Origin of the sequence: Arthrobacter sp. U41 (assembly GCF_001750145.1) — a bacterium.
GTDB lineage: Bacteria > Actinomycetota > Actinomycetes > Actinomycetales > Micrococcaceae > Arthrobacter.
The window spans coordinates 4,348,434-4,362,890 of sequence record NZ_CP015732.1 but is presented as its reverse complement, the minus strand read 5'-3'; the positions used below and the strand labels follow the sequence as shown (position 1 = coordinate 4,362,890).

The following is a 14,457-nucleotide window of genomic DNA, read 5'->3' as shown; positions in this document are numbered from 1 at the left end:
GCATGGACGCAGCCGGCGGCGCCGCTGTGGGGTCCGCAGCGCAGCCCGCAGCACAGACCGCCGTGGTGGTCGGCGGCGGCATCTCGGGCCTGCTCGCGGCCCGCGAGCTCGCCCGCGCCGGTGTCCGCACCACGGTCCTGGAGGCCTCGGGCACGTGGGGCGGCTGCGTCGGCAGCCACGTGGTGGCCGGACTGACCCTGGACAGCGGCGCCGAGTCCTTCGCCACCCGCTCCTCGGCCGTGGCAGAGCTGGCCGGCGAGCTCGGCCTTGGCGCCGAGATCGTTGCGCCCAATCCCGGCGGCGCCTGGGTCCAGCTGCCCGACGGCGCCCGCGAACTTCCCCGCACCGGGGTACTCGGCATCCCGGCCAACCCGTGGGACCCGGAAGTCCGCCGCTCCCTGGGCCTCCCCGGTTCGCTCCGGGCCTCGCTGGACAAACTGCTGCCCGCCTCGTTGGGCACCAGGGCCGAGGCCACCAGCGTCTCGGCGCTCGTCCGCGCCAGGATGGGTCGGCGCGTGCTCGAACGGCTCGTGGCACCGGTCGTCGGCGGTGTCCATTCCGCGGACCCGGACGTCCTCGACATCGACATGGTCGCACCTGGCCTGCGCGCCGGGATCCGGGAACACGGATCCCTCGCCGCCGCAGTCGCGGCCCAACGCAACGGTTCCCCACAGCAGGGGACCCGGCGCGGGGCCGCCGGGCCGCTGCCGGCCGGGGTGCCGGCGGCGGGGCCGCCGTCTCCCGGGCTGCAGAAGGCGGGATCGGCCGTCGCCGGACTCCGCGGCGGCATGCACACCCTCATCGCCGCGCTGCTGGCGGAGCTGCGCCGCCACGGCGTGACGCTGCTGGAGAGTACGCGGGCCGACTCCGTGGAGCGCACTGCCGGCGGCTGGCGGGTTTCCGCCGGCGGCACCGCGCACGACGCCGGACTCCTGGTCGTCGCGGTGGAGGGCCCGGCCGCCGTCGCGCTGCTCACCGGCGCCGTGCCGGAACTGGCCGGCCGCCGCCCCGAGCCCGGACCCGACGTCAGCCTGGTCACACTCGTGCTGGATCTGCCGCCGCTCGACGCGAGGCCGCGCGGCACCGGGGTCCTGGTCGCGCCGCAAAGCCCGGGAATCCAAGCCAAGGCCCTCACCCATGCCACGGCCAAATGGGGATGGCTGGCGGACCAGGCCGGCCCCGGCACCCACGTTGTCCGGCTGTCCTACGGGCGCGGTGACGCCCGGCACGGCGCCCAGGCCCGGCCGGAGCCCGGCACCGATGCCGAGCTGTTCGCGGCCGCCCTGAGGGACGCGTCCGCCCTGCTTTCCATTCCGGTCACCGCCGGGGACGTGGTGGATTGGGACGTTGTCCGCTGGGGCGGCGCCCTGCCCTTCGCCTCGCTCGGACACAAGCGCCGGGTCGCCGAGGTGCGGAGCATCTGCGCCGCGGACGGCACCCTGGCTGTGGTGGGCGGCTGGCTTTCCGGCAACGGCCTCGCAGCGATCGTGGCCGACACCCCGAACCAGGTCCGGCACCTGCTCTCCTGAATCGCGCCGGGCACGGAATCCGGGCGGCAATCCCCACGCCGGATACCCGGAAACAGGGGCAAACCGCAAATTTTCCCCCGCGTCCTGCGGCGGCTAGGGTCGATGACCATGGTTACTCACAGGTCTCACGTCCACAAAACGCAGGCCGGTCACCATGGGGGACTCCGGCGCGGCGCGGCAGCTGCAACGCTCGGAGTGGTGCTGGCACTATCCGCAGGCGCGCCCGCCTCACAAGCATCGACGGTGCTCCCGGCCCCGGCCTCTGTTCCGGCGGTGACCGGGGAGCTGTCCCTTGGCCTCGACGGGCCGTTCGCCGACCTGCTGGCGCCGTCAAAGCGGCCCACGCCGTCGCCCTCGCCCTCGCCCTCGCCCTCGCCCTCGAGCCCCTCGCCGCAGCCCACCGCCTCCGGGGAACCGGACGAGCCGGAGCCAAGCCGCAGCCCGAGGCCATCACCGACGTGGCCCGTCTCTCCGCAGCCCATCACGCCGCAGCCCGTGGCCCCACCCGTGGCTGTGGCACCGGCGGTTCCCGCGGTCCCGCAGCCCGCCGCCCCTGCTGCGCCCCGGACTGCCCTGCCGGCGGTTCCTGGCCCGGGCCAGTCCGCCGCAGCACAGGAACCGGCCGCCGAGGCCCCGGCCGGAAACCCGGCCCCGGCAGTGCCGTCCACCACGGCCCCGGCAGCGCCGTCGGCCGCGGCCACGGCCTCCCCGACAGCGACGGCCGGCGCCGCAACGGCGCCGGCCAGGCCCCGCTCCGGGAGTACATCGCTGGAGGCAACGTCGGCCCGGGGGCCGCTGGGAACCTCGCCGTTGCTCTTCCTGGGCGTCGGCCTGGTTGTCCTGTCCGTGGTCGCCGGTGTTGTGGTCCTGCGGATGCGCCGCGTCTGAGGACCCTGACGGGCAGCGGGGCCTGACGGATCCGGAGCCCAAATCCCCACCGATGTGAAATTAAGCACTTCTACGTATTGTAGAAGTGCTCCATTTCGACTTAGCTCAGGGGAAGGGGCAGACTGGTATGCATGAGCCACACTTCTGCCGAAACTGTCACTAAAACTGAATCAGCAAGCGAAGAAACAGCCGAGCAGTTCTTCACCCTCTGGACGGTTTTCAAGCGCTCCGCCGACGTGGTCCGCAGCGCCGATGCTGCCGGGGAGTTCGACGCCCTCACCGCGCGGCTGGCCGAGGCCGGCGTGGTCCACCGAGGCAGCTACGACGTTTCGGCGATGCGCGCGGACGCGGACATCATGGTCTGGCTTCACGGCCCCCAGCCGGAAGCCCTGCAGCGCGCGGTCCGGGACATCCGCCGCAGCAAACTGTTTACCGGCACCGAGATCGCCTGGTCCGCCATGGGCGTACACCGGGAGGCCGAGTTTGCGAAGAACCACACCCCCGCCTTCTCCCGTGGTGTCGAACCGGCAGAGTGGCTCTGCGTCTACCCGTTCGTGCGCTCCTATGAGTGGTACCTGCTGCCCGACGCCGAACGCGGCACGATGCTGCGCGACCACGGCATGCTGGGCCGGGACTTCCCCCAGGTCATCTCCAACACCGTGTCCTCCTTCGCCCTCGGCGACTGGGAATGGATCCTCGGCCTCGAAGCCCCCGAACTCGTGGACCTCGTGGACCTGATGCGCCACCTGCGCGCCACCGAAGCCCGCCACCACGTCCGCGAAGAAATCCCGTTCTACACCGGCCGCCGGGTGAGCGCTGCCGAGATTGCCGAGGTCCTTTCATGAGCCCGCTGGATCCCCAGGAAGCCGTCACAGCCGCCACCACGCTCAACGAGGTGACCGAAGCCGGCCGGATGGCCCCCAAGGATTACGACGCCGTGCTCCTGGCCTCCTTCGGCGGACCCGAAGGACAGGATGACGTCCTGCCGTTCCTGCGCAACGTCACCCGCGGCCGCGGGATCCCGGACGAGCGGCTCGAAGAAGTCTCGCACCACTACCGCGCCAACGGCGGCATCAGCCCGATCAACCAGCAGAACCGGGAGCTCAAGGCCGGCATCGAGGCCGAGCTCGCCGCCCGCGGAATCGAACTGCCGGTGTTCTGGGGCAACCGCAACTGGGCCCCCTACATCCCGCAGACCCTCCAGGACATCTACGACGCCGGGCACCGCAAGGTCCTGATGGTCACCACGAGCGCATACTCCTGCTACTCCAGCTGCCGCCAGTACCGTGAGGACATCGGCATCGCGCTGACCGACACGGGCCTGGACGGAAAGCTCGAGGTCGACAAGGTCCGCCAGTACTTCGACCACCCCGGCTTCGTCGAGCCGTTCATCGAAGGAACCGCCGCCGGCCTCGCCGACGTCCGCGCCCGGCTGGCCGCGGACGGCACCCCCGGCGCGCCGGTGCACATCCTGTTCGCCACGCACTCCATCCCCATCCGTGACGCCGAGGCGGCGGGCCGCTCCGATGCCGAACCGCGCCACTTCGAGGAGGACTCCGCCTACGTCGAGCAGCACCTCGCCACCGGCACCGAGGTCATCCGCCGGGTGGAAACCGAGACCGGCGACACCGCCCCCTGGTCCCTCGTCTACCAGTCCCGCTCCGGTGCCCCGCACGTGCCCTGGCTGGAACCGGACATTAACGATGCCATCGAGGAACTCGCCGGGCAGGGCGTCAAGGGCGTTGTGATCGTGCCGCTTGGCTTCGTCAGCGACCACATGGAAGTTGTCTGGGACCTCGATACCGAAGCCCTGGAAACCTGCGAAAGACTGGGCCTCGCCGCGAGCCGCGTTCCCACGCCCGGCACGCACCGCAAGTTCGTTGGCGGCATCGTGGACCTGATCTGCGAGCGGACCGCCGCGAACAACATCGCCGACTGGCCGCACCTGACCAAGCTCGGTCCCTGGTACGACGTCTGCCGCCCGGGCTGCTGTGCCAACTTCCGCGGTGAAAAACCCACCATCGCGGGCGCCGACACCACCACCGGCACCGGCCACGACCCCTATCCGGCCGCCGCCGCCGCTCCGGCAGCAGGTCAGGAAGCATTGTGAGCGTCCGGATCGGAACCCGCGCCAGCAAACTGGCCCTGACCCAGACCCAGCAGACCGCGGACCAGCTGGCCGCAGTCGGCGGCTTCCCGGTCGAACTGGTCCACATCCGGACCGACGGCGATGTCCTCACCGGATCGCTGTCCCAGATGGGCGGCACCGGCGTCTTCGTGGCGGCCCTGCGCGATGCGCTGCTGCAGGACAAATGCGATGTCGCGGTGCACTCGCTCAAGGACCTGCCCACCGGCGCCGCCCCCGGGCTGACGCTCGCGGCGACGCCGAAACGGGTCGACGTCCGCGACGTGCTTTGCGCCCGCGACGGGTTCAAGCTCGCGGACCTGCCCACCGGCGCCACCGTCGGCACGGGTTCCCCGCGGCGCGCCGCCCAGCTGCGTGCCGCCCGCCCGGACCTGGACATCCGCGACATCCGCGGCAACGTCGAGACCCGGCTCGGCCGCGTGCCCGGGCTGCCGGGCAACAGCACCGCTGCCGTGGTCGAAGGCAAAAGCTGCGACCTCGACGCCGTCGTCCTCGCCGCCGCCGGACTGCACCGGATCGGCCGGCTTGACGCGGTCAGTGAGTTCCTCGAGACCGGGGTGATGCTGCCCGCCGCCGGGCAGGGCTCCCTGGCGATCGAATGCCGCTCAGCCGATGCGCCCCGCAAGGCAGGATCCACCGAAGGCTCCCAGGGCGTGCTGGCGCAGGCCCTCGCCGCCCTCGACGACCCTGACACCCGGCTCGCCGTCACCGCCGAACGGGCGCTCCTGGCCCGCCTCGAAGCCGGCTGCGCCGCGCCGGTGGGCGCTTACGCCTACCGCAAGGGCAGCCTGCTGCACCTTGAAGCCGTGGTCTGCGCCGTCGATGGAACAGCCACGATCCGGGATACGAAGGCCACGGATGGACTCACCGAGGTCGGGGCGACCCTGCTCGGGATTGAGCTCGCCGAAGTCCTGCTGGCCCGCGGGGCCTCCGACATCGCGGACCTGGCCGCGTCCTGAACCGCGGAATCCATCAACTCATGGCAGCGCAGAGTGCCCGGAACCCCGCCGCCCGGGACGGCACGGCCCCCGGCGGGCCCGGCGGGGCTCACGGGATGAGGGTGCCGGACGGCGCCCGGGTCCTCGTCGCCCGCAGCCCTGACCGGTCCGCGGAGCTGGTCACCGCCCTGCGCGGCGTCGGTGCCGAGCCCTTGCTGCTGCCGCTCATTGACTTTGAGCTCGCCAGCGACCAGCATTCCCTCGATGTGGCCTTCGATGCCCTGGGCGCCGGCGCCTACGCCTGGCTGGTGGTCAGCAGTGTCACCACGGTCCAGGCCCTGGAGGCCAAGGCCGCCGAACGGGGGACAACGCTCAGCAGCTGGCTCCCGGGCAGCCTTCTTGTGGCCACGATCGGGCCCGCAACGCGCCGTTTCCTCGAATCCCGGGATGTCGCGGTCGATCTGGCGCCGACCGGTCAGCAGTCCGGTTCGGGGCTGGTCGATATCTGGCCCGAGCATCAGGGCAGCGTGCTCCTGCCGCAGGCGGACATCGCCGACCCCCGGCTCCGCCGCGGGCTGGAAGCCCGGGGCGCCTTCGTCCAGGCCGTGACCGCGTACCGCACCGTGGACTACCCGGCCGACCCGGGCAGGAGCCTCGCCGCATGCCAGCCCGCTGCGGAGCCGGGTCCCGGAGCGCCCCGGGACACCGGGGCCGCCGTACTCACCCCGGCCCAGGCGAAGGCCGAAATCCGTGCCGGCCGGCTGGCCGCCGTCGTCGCCGCGTCCCCCAGCGCAGCCCGTCGCATCCACGGGGACCTCGCCCCGCTGGGCGACTGCCGCTTCGTCGCGATCGGACGCTCCACTGCCGCCGAGGCGGAATCACTCGGGCTCACCGTCGCCTCCGTCGCCGAGGAACCCACAGCCTCCGGCCTGGTCGCCGCCGTCGTCCGGTCCCTCGCAGTCGGGCCCACCCCTCCTTACCCGCACGTCGCAGAGCCCCCAGCAAAGGACACCATATGAGTTTCCCGACCCACCGGCCCCGCCGGCTCCGCACCACCCCGGCCATCCGCCGGCTGACGGCCGAACACCGCCTCTCGGCCTCCGAACTCATCCTCCCCGCCTTCATCCGTGAAGGGCTCACCGAGCCGAACCCCATTGCCTCGATGCCCGGGGTGCAGCAGCACACCACTGACACGCTGAAGCGCGCCGCCGCCGAAGCCGTCGGGCTCGGCGTCGGCGGCATCATGCTCTTCGGCATCCCCGCCGTCCGCGACGCCACCGGCACCGCCTCACTGGACCCGGAGGGCGTGCTGAACCGTGCCATCCGGGACGTCCGCGCCGAGGTCGGCGACGAGCTGGTCATCATGAGCGACGTCTGCCTGGACGAATTCACCGACCACGGGCACTGCGGGGTCCTCGACACGGACGGCTACGTGGACAACGACGCCACGCTGGAGATCTATGGCCGGATGGCCGTGGCCCAGGCGGAGGCCGGCGCCCACGTCCTCGGCCCCTCCGGGATGATGGACGGCCAGATCGCCGTAATCCGGCAGGCCCTCGAGGACGCCGGCCACGTCAACACCGCCGTCATCGCCTACGCCGCGAAGTACGCCTCCGCGTTTTACGGACCCTTCCGCGAGGCCGTCGACTCGCAGCTCAAGGGCGACCGCCGCACCTACCAGATGGACGCCGCCAACCGCCGCGAAGCGATCCTCGAAGTGGAACTGGACCTCGAAGAAGGCGCGGACATGGTCATGGTGAAGCCGGCCATGAGCTACCTCGACATCCTCGCCGACGTCGCCGCCATGAGCCCCGTCCCGGTCGCCGCGTACCAGATCTCCGGCGAGTACTCGATGATCGAGGCCGCCGCAGCCAACGGCTGGATCGACCGCCGGGCCGCGATCACCGAATCGGTGCTGGGCATCAAACGGGCCGGGGCCAACATGGTCCTGACCTACTGGGCGAGCGAACTCGCCGGCTGGCTGAAGGAGTCCCGATGAACACCTCGACTGACCCGGCGCCCGGGGCGAACCCCACCGCGCCCGTGGGTCCGGGGCGCATCCTTTTGGGGCTGAACACCTTCGGCGACGTCGGCGTGTTCCCCGACGGGCACCCTGTCCCGCATGCCCAGGTGCTGCGCCAGCTGCTGGAACAGGCCGAACTTGCGGACGAGGTGGGACTCCATGCCTTCGGTGTGGGGGAGCACCACCGCCGCGACTTCGCCGTCTCCGCCCCCGAAGTGTTCCTCGCAGCGGCCGCTGCCCGCACCAAGCGCATCCGGCTCGGCTCGGCCGTTACGGTCCTGAGCTCCGATGACCCCATCCGCGTCTTCCAGCGCTTCTCCACCGTGGACGCCATCTCCAGCGGACGGGCCGAGGTCATGCTGGGCCGCGGCTCCTTCACCGAATCCTTCCCGCTCTTCGGCCTCGACCTGGCCGACTACGAGGTCCTGTTTGAGGAAAAACTCGAGCTTTTCGACAAGGCCCGGGCCCAGAAGCCCATCCGCTGGGAGGGCCGCACCCGGCCGGCGGTCCACGGGCTCAGCGTCTACCCGCCGCTGGAACACCACCTGCTGCCGGCCTGGATCGGCGTCGGCGGGACGCCCGAGTCGGTGCTCCGCTGCGCCGAATACGGCTACCCGATCATCTTCGCCATCATCGGCGGACAGCCGCGGTCCTTTGGCCCGCTGGCCAACCTCTACCGTGAGGCCATGGCCAAATACGGCCACCCGATGCAGCAGCTGGCCACTCATTCACCGGGCCACATTGCCGAGACGGACGAGGAGGCGCGGGAGGAGTTTTTCCCGCACTGGCTCGGGCAGCGAAACCTGATCGGCGCCGAACGGGGCTGGGGTCCGGGAAACCGGGCCGAGTTCGACGCCCTGTGCACGCCCGAGGGCGCCCTCTACGTCGGCTCCCCGGACACCGTCGCCGCGAAAATCGCCCTGCTGAAGCAGAACCTGGGTGTGGACCGCTTCGACCTCAAGTACAGCAACGGCACCCTGCCGCACAAAGCCATGATGCGTTCGATTGAGCTGTTCGGCACCGAGGTGGCACCCCGGGTGGCCGGCCTGCTGGCCGGCGCTGCGCGACGCCATTGAAAGCCACTGAAAGAATAGGAACCATGACTTCCAGCCACCCTCGCAACGAGGAACTCTTCGACCGCGCCCGCCAGCTGATGCCGGGCGGCGTCAATTCGCCGGTCCGCGCGTTCGGCTCCGTCGGCGGAACGCCGCGTTTTATGGTCTCCGCGAAGGGCCCCTACCTGACAGATGCCGACGGCACCGAGTACGTCGACCTGGTGTGCTCCTGGGGCCCGGCGCTGCTGGGACATGCCCACCCGGCGGTCCTTGCCGCCGTGCACGCAGCCGTCGACCGCGGGCTGTCCTTCGGCGCGTCGACCCCGGATGAGGCCAACCTCGCGGCCATCGTCCAGGAGCGGGTCCCCGCCGCCGAGCGCGTCCGGATGGTCTCCACCGGCACCGAGGCGACCATGACGGCCGTCCGGCTGGCCCGCGGATTCACCGGCCGTGACCTCATCATCAAGTTCGCCGGCTGCTACCACGGCCACCTCGACGGGCTGCTCGCCGCCGCCGGCTCCGGTCTCGCCACCCTGGCACTGCCGGGTTCCGCGGGGGTAACGGCCGCCACCGCCGCCGAGACCCTCGTGCTGCCCTACAACGACCTCGCCGCCGTTGAAGCAGCCTTTGCCAAATACGGTGAGAACATCGCCGCCGTCATCACCGAGGCCGCGCCCGCCAACATGGGCGTCGTGACCCCGGGAGAAGGCTTCAACGCCGGACTGTCACGCATCACCCGTGAGCACGGCGCCCTGCTGATCCTTGACGAGGTCCTCACCGGCTTCCGCACCGGGTACTCCGGCTACTGGGGGCTCACCGGCGGGGCCGCCGGCGCCGCGCTGCCGTGGACCCCGGACCTGCTGACTTTCGGCAAGGTCATCGGCGGCGGGATGCCGACGGCGGCCCTCGCCGGCCGCGCGGAGGTCATGGACTACCTCGCGCCGCTGGGCCCGGTCTACCAGGCCGGCACGCTGTCCGGCAACCCGGTGGCGATGGCCGCCGGCGTCGCGACGCTGACCCACGCCACCCCCGAGGTCTACTCCTTCGTGGATGCCCGCTCGCTGGAGCTCTCCACGGCGCTGTCCACGGCACTGGAGTCGGCAGGGGTGGACCACTCGATCCAGCGCGCCGGGAACCTGTTTTCGGTGGCGTTCGGCACCTCGGCCCGGGGAGTGCACAACTACGAGGACGCCCAGGGCCAGGAGGTGTTCCGCTACGCGCCGTTCTTCCACTCCATGCTGGACTCCGGCGTGTACCTGCCGCCGTCGGTCTTCGAAGCCTGGTTCCTGTCGGCCGCACATGACGACGCCGCGATGAACCGGATCTTCGACGCCCTGCCCGCCGCCGCCAAGGCCGCCGCTGCCGCGCGGGCGTAGCGCTGAACCGCGCAACCCCACGGCGGCCGGTCCGGTGCCGTGGTTAAACACTTGGGGCACCCGCCGCGGCGGGTGCCCCAAGTGTTCAACCGGTCGGTGATCCGGGGACTAGAAAGCCACGGTCACGTCGCCGTTCGGCCATTCCTTCTCGATGAAGGCCTTGACCTCGGGGGAGTGCAGGAGCTCGTCAAGCTTCTTGATGCGGACGTCATCCTTGGAGTCCTCGCGCCATGCCAGGAAGTTCGCATAGGGGTTGTTCTCCACGGACTCCACCGCAAGTGCGTCCTGGGTGCTCAGCCCGGCCTTGAGGATGAAGTTGCCGTTGATCAGGGCCAGGTCAACCGACGGGTCCTTGAGGTCGTTGATCAGCAGTTCCGGCTGGTTCTCGGAGAACTTGAGCTTCTTCGGGTTCTGCTCATCGGTCAGGGTCAGCACCGAGGTGTCGTCCTTGATGTCCTTGACCAGGCCGGCGACCTGTAGGACCTTGAGGGCGCGGACCTGGTTGGACGGGTCGTTGGTGATGGCGACCTTGGCACCGTCCTGGAGATCCTGGATGTCCTTGACCTTCTCGGAGAACGCGGCGTACGGCTCAATGTGGACGCCCTCGCCGTGGCCGAACTTGTAGCCCTTGGTCTTCACCTGGTCCTCGAACCAGGGAAGGTGCTGGTAGTAGTTGGCATCGAGGGAGCCGTCGCTCAGCGCGGTGTTGGGCGTCTGGTAATCCTCGATTTCCTTGATCTCCAGCTTCAGGCCGGCCTTGGGAGCGAGGTCCTGGTTGATGAACTCAAGGATTTTTGCCTGCGGAACGGGGCTGGCGCCGACCGTGAGCGTGGCAGGCTTTGCCGGGTCCAGGGTCGTGCTCTGGGCGCTGGGGGTGGACGAACCACCGCAAGCCGTCAGCGCCAGGGCGGTAACGATGCCCGTGGCCAGGAGGGTGAGTGACTTACGCATTGGATGCGTTCCTTTCGAAATAGCTGGATTCGCGACGTCAGCGCCGTGATCCGCGCAGTTGCAGCGGGCGGCTACCCGCTGCAGGGTGTTGGTATGAGGTTCGGGAGGCTGGCCGGGGTCGGGCCGGACTGCCGTGTCTGTGGCCGCTGGAGCCGGGGGCGTCAGCGGTGGTCGAGGCTGCGGGAAATCCGCTCCCCCACCAGCTGGATGACCTGGACCAGGACGATGATCAGCACGATGGTGACGAGCATGACCGTGACGTCGAAGCGCTGGAAGCCGTAGTTATACGCGAGCTTGCCGAGGCCGCCGCCGCCGACCAGTCCGGCCATCGCGGAGTAGCCCACGAGGGTGACCACGGTGGTGGTGGCGGCCGCGACGAGGGCGGGAAGGGATTCGCGCAGCATCACCTTGTTGATGACCTGCATCTTGGTGGACCCCATCACCTGGGCAGCGTCGATCTTGCCGTGGTGCACATCGCGCAGGCAGTTTTCCACCAGCCGGGCGAAGAACGGGATGGTGCCGATCGAGAGGGACACCGAGGCGGCGACCGGGCCGAGACTGGTGCCGGTCAGGGCGCGGGCCACCGGAATGAGCGCCACCATCAGGATGGCGAAGGGGATGGAACGGGTGATGTTGACGATCACGTCGCTGAGCACCCGGTTGGTGACCGGCATCGGGCGCAGCCCGCCCGGGGCGGAGACATGCAGGAACACGCCCAGCGGCAGCCCGATCAGCACGGTGAAGAAGGACGAGATCCCCACCATCTGCAGGGTTTCGATGATGGCTTCGGGCAGGGCCTTGACCAGGACGGGATTGCTGAAGATGTCGTTCATGAGTTACCTCCCTGGTCCCCGTTGGGGAGGACAGAGGTCGGAAGAGCAGATCGGGCAAAGTCGGGCTCCGGCGCTGCGGCGGGGCTCGAACGCTTCGCGGCGATGCCGCGCTCGTGCAGGTAGGCCAGGACGGCGTCGAGGTCGGCGTTTTCCGCCAGTTGAACGCGCAGATGGCCGAACTGCTGGCCGCCGAGGGTCTCGACGCTGCCGGCCAGGACGTTGATGTCAATGTCGAAGCGCCGGGCGACGCCGGTAAGGACCGGTTCCTTGGCGCTGTCGCCGGAGAAGAGGATCTCCAGCACCGGCCCGCGCTGCAGGGCTCCCGGCAGCGGCTCGGAGGCCGGCAGCGGCAGCAGCGCCCGGGCGAGTTTGCTGTCCAGGTCTCCCGCCACGTCCCGCAGGGCTCCGTGTTCGACGATGCGGCCGCGGGAGAGCAGGGACACGGAGTCGCAGATGCGCTTCACAACGTTCATCTCGTGCGTGATGATCAGCACGGTGAGCTGAAGGCGTCTGGTGAGGTCCTGGATCAGGTCCAGGATCTCATCCGTGGTGGTCGGGTCCAGGGCCGAGGTCGGTTCGTCGCACAGGAGCACGTCGGGGTCCGATGCCAGGGCCCGGGCGATGCCAACGCGCTGGCGCTGGCCGCCCGAAAGCTGCGAGGGGTAGGCGTCTTCGAACCCTTCGAGGCCTACGAGCTTCAGGAGTTCGGCCACGCGGGTCCGGATCTGGTCCTTCGGGGTTTTGACGAGTTCGAGGGGGTGTGCGACGTTGCCCGCCGCGGTCCGGGAGTCCATCAGGTTCGCGTGCTGGAAGACCATGCCGATGCGCCGCCGCGCAGCACGGATCTCCGAGTCCTTGACGGAGCTGAGCTCGGTCCCGTCGATGCTGACGGAGCCTGACGTCGGACGGTCCAGCAGGGTCAGGCAGCGCACGAGGGTCGACTTGCCGGCACCGGAATGGCCGATGATGCCGTGAATAAAGCCCTTCGGCACGGAAAGGGTGACACCGTCGAGGGCCACCACTTCCTTTTTCCCCTGCTGGTAGACCTTGCGCAGGTCGGTAACTGTGATCATTGATCCCTTGGCGGTTGGGTGCAGGCGCGGCATAACACACGCGCGGTTATGAACTAAATTATGTCAGTGGCGCCAATTGGCGGCCACTTACGAATCATGTTCGCAACAGAGGAACCTTTGGTGTGGAAGATTCGAAAAAACCCCGAGAGCCGGGGCCAGTGCGCGCGGACGATGCCCGCTGGCGGAATCCCCGCCCATCCAGCGCTGGCGGGCGCGCGTGGATCCGCCATGTGATCTGCATCCCAGCAGGGCAGGGAGCGGGCGGCCGCCGGCCGGCCGGCCGGCCCGTCGGCGCAGGTCCGGGAGGCGGGCCGCCCTAGAAGTCGCCGCGGCTGGCGTCCTCGGGCGGCAGCACCGGCCAGTCGCCTTCAATCACGGCGGCGGGCTTGGTCTTGCGCAAGTAGCTCTGGAAATCGGAGGCCTGGGCGGAGGCCCACTCTATCTGCAGCTGGTGCAGGTGGCTGGCCGGCATCCGGAGCTTCGGGAACTTCCCTGCCATGGCGTCGAGCATGCGCAGGGTGGCCAGGGCATCGGCCGCCGAGGTGTGCGCGTTGTTCAGGTCCACCCCGTATTCCTCGCAAAGGGCGGTGAGGGTGCGCTTGCCTTTGCGGTACCGGTCCACCTGCTTGTTCATGACGTAGGGATCCAGCACCGGGAAGCGGCTCAGCTGCGGCACACCGTACCGGGCCGACTCGGCGGCGAGCACGGTGAAGTCGTAGCTGGCGTTGAAGGCGATGACCGGCACGCCGGTGTCGAAGAGGTCCTGCAGCGCCGCGGCAACTTCCCTCGTCACGTCAGCGGCAGGCCGGCCCTCGCTGCGGGCCCGCTCCGTCGTAACGCCGTGGATGTCACTGGCCTCCGTGGGAATTTCGACTCCCGGATCGGCAAGCCATTCGTGTTCTTTGATGATGCCGCCGGCGGCGTCCACCACTGTGATGGACGCCGTGACGATCCGCGCGGAACGGGAATTCCGCCCGGTGGTTTCAAGGTCGAAGGCTGCGCGGGGGAGGGTGTTCCAAGTGCTCATGCTGCAACGCTACCCGCTGCCACCGACGGTAATGCGCCACCGCACCCGGCCGGGCCCGGCGTGGCGCCGCCCGGGCGGAGTGCCCCCGGACAGCGCCGCCGGGGGCCCGTTCCGGAGCCCCCGGCCGCTAGGCTTGTGTCATGCGGATGGAGTATGTGGAGGCGGTGCTGGACGTGGTGGCACTGATCCCCGCGGGGACCGCGGTGGCGTACGGTGACGTCGCCGAACTCCTCGGTTCCGGCGGTGCCCGGCAAATCGGTTCCGTCATGAGCCACCACGGCAGTTCGGTGCCCTGGTGGCGGGTTCTGAAGGCCAACGGTGAGGCGCCGCCCGGGCACGAGCGGGAGGCCCTCGACCGGTACCTCCAGGAAGGAACCCCGCTGCTGGGAAGTTACGCGGAATACCTGCGCACCGGCGAGGGACGGTGGCGCGTGGACCTGATGGCCGCCCGCTGGGCACCCGGCGATGGCGAGTTCGACCGGATCGACGCGGTTGCCGAGCGGCTGGAACGCTCCTTGCACAAACTGTCGGCCCCTGATGATGAAATGACTGTGTGAGCATCCCCAGCACGAACCCCATCCCCAGCACGAAGCCATTGTCCGCCCCGCCCACATCAAC

General features: G+C 69.9%; 14 protein-coding genes. 10 read left to right on the top strand and 4 right to left on the bottom strand.

Translation table 11 applies throughout. The features are described 5' to 3' along the window. Positions 1–2 precede the first annotated feature (2 nt). The 9 genes from ASPU41_RS19800 (at position 3) to hemL (ending at position 9,955) form a co-directional block, all read left to right on the top strand. The gene (locus ASPU41_RS19800; protein ID WP_069952355.1) at positions 3–1,529 is read left to right on the top strand and encodes a protoporphyrinogen/coproporphyrinogen oxidase; all 1,527 of its coding nucleotides are present in this window, start codon (positions 3–5) and stop codon (positions 1,527–1,529) included. A 243-nt stretch (positions 1,530–1,772) separates the two neighbouring features. Beyond that, a complete protein-coding gene (locus tag ASPU41_RS22840) occupies positions 1,773–2,417 on the top strand; it encodes a hypothetical protein (protein WP_197515718.1) in 645 nt (214 codons plus the stop codon). 131 nt (positions 2,418–2,548) lie between these two features. Beyond that, the gene (gene hemQ, locus ASPU41_RS19790) at positions 2,549–3,262 is read left to right on the top strand and encodes a hydrogen peroxide-dependent heme synthase (RefSeq protein WP_069952353.1); all 714 of its coding nucleotides are present in this window, start codon (positions 2,549–2,551) and stop codon (positions 3,260–3,262) included. Continuing rightward, entirely contained in the window at positions 3,259–4,527 is a 1,269-nt protein-coding gene (locus tag ASPU41_RS19785; protein ID WP_069952352.1) for a ferrochelatase, read from the top strand. Before hemQ ends, ASPU41_RS19785 begins: the two co-directional genes overlap by 4 nt. Further along, entirely contained in the window at positions 4,524–5,522 is a 999-nt protein-coding gene (gene hemC / locus ASPU41_RS19780) for a hydroxymethylbilane synthase (protein ID WP_069952351.1), read from the top strand. Before ASPU41_RS19785 ends, hemC begins: the two co-directional genes overlap by 4 nt. Before the next feature lie 20 nt (positions 5,523–5,542). Next, entirely contained in the window at positions 5,543–6,520 is a 978-nt protein-coding gene (locus tag ASPU41_RS19775; RefSeq protein WP_157357070.1) for a uroporphyrinogen-III synthase, read from the top strand. Further along, positions 6,517–7,500, top strand: a complete 984-nt coding sequence (hemB, locus tag ASPU41_RS19770; protein ID WP_069952350.1) for a porphobilinogen synthase — start codon at positions 6,517–6,519, stop codon at positions 7,498–7,500. Before ASPU41_RS19775 ends, hemB begins: the two co-directional genes overlap by 4 nt. Further along, entirely contained in the window at positions 7,497–8,600 is a 1,104-nt protein-coding gene (locus tag ASPU41_RS19765; protein WP_069952349.1) for an LLM class flavin-dependent oxidoreductase, read from the top strand. The genes hemB and ASPU41_RS19765 overlap by 4 nt, the downstream gene beginning before the upstream one ends. Positions 8,601–8,623: 23 nt before the next feature. After that, on the top strand, positions 8,624–9,955 hold the full coding sequence (gene hemL, locus ASPU41_RS19760) for a glutamate-1-semialdehyde 2,1-aminomutase (protein ID WP_069952348.1): 1,332 nt from the start codon (positions 8,624–8,626) through the stop codon (positions 9,953–9,955). 108 nt (positions 9,956–10,063) lie between these two features. On the opposite strand, the gene ASPU41_RS19755 is transcribed toward hemL, so the two are convergent. From ASPU41_RS19755 to ASPU41_RS19740, 4 genes are all read right to left on the bottom strand, one after another. After that, positions 10,064–10,906 carry a MetQ/NlpA family ABC transporter substrate-binding protein gene (locus ASPU41_RS19755; protein WP_069952347.1) on the bottom strand — a complete coding sequence of 281 codons (843 nt, stop codon included), beginning with the start codon at positions 10,904–10,906 and terminating at the stop codon, positions 10,064–10,066. A 161-nt stretch (positions 10,907–11,067) separates the two neighbouring features. Continuing rightward, the gene (locus ASPU41_RS19750; protein WP_069952346.1) at positions 11,068–11,739 is read right to left on the bottom strand and encodes a methionine ABC transporter permease; all 672 of its coding nucleotides are present in this window, start codon (positions 11,737–11,739) and stop codon (positions 11,068–11,070) included. Then, positions 11,736–12,812, bottom strand: coding sequence for a methionine ABC transporter ATP-binding protein (locus ASPU41_RS19745; RefSeq protein WP_083266639.1), 1,077 nt, complete (start codon positions 12,810–12,812; stop codon positions 11,736–11,738). Before ASPU41_RS19745 ends, ASPU41_RS19750 begins: the two co-directional genes overlap by 4 nt. Before the next feature lie 316 nt (positions 12,813–13,128). Further along, positions 13,129–13,839: a 3'-5' exonuclease gene (locus ASPU41_RS19740; protein ID WP_069952345.1), complete on the bottom strand. Its 711-nt coding sequence runs from the start codon at positions 13,837–13,839 to the stop codon at positions 13,129–13,131. Positions 13,840–13,979: 140 nt separating this feature from the next. On the opposite strand from ASPU41_RS19740, the gene ASPU41_RS19735 reads away from it, so the two are divergent. After that, the gene (locus tag ASPU41_RS19735; protein ID WP_069952344.1) at positions 13,980–14,396 is read left to right on the top strand and encodes an MGMT family protein; all 417 of its coding nucleotides are present in this window, start codon (positions 13,980–13,982) and stop codon (positions 14,394–14,396) included. Positions 14,397–14,457: the final 61 nt, after the last annotated feature.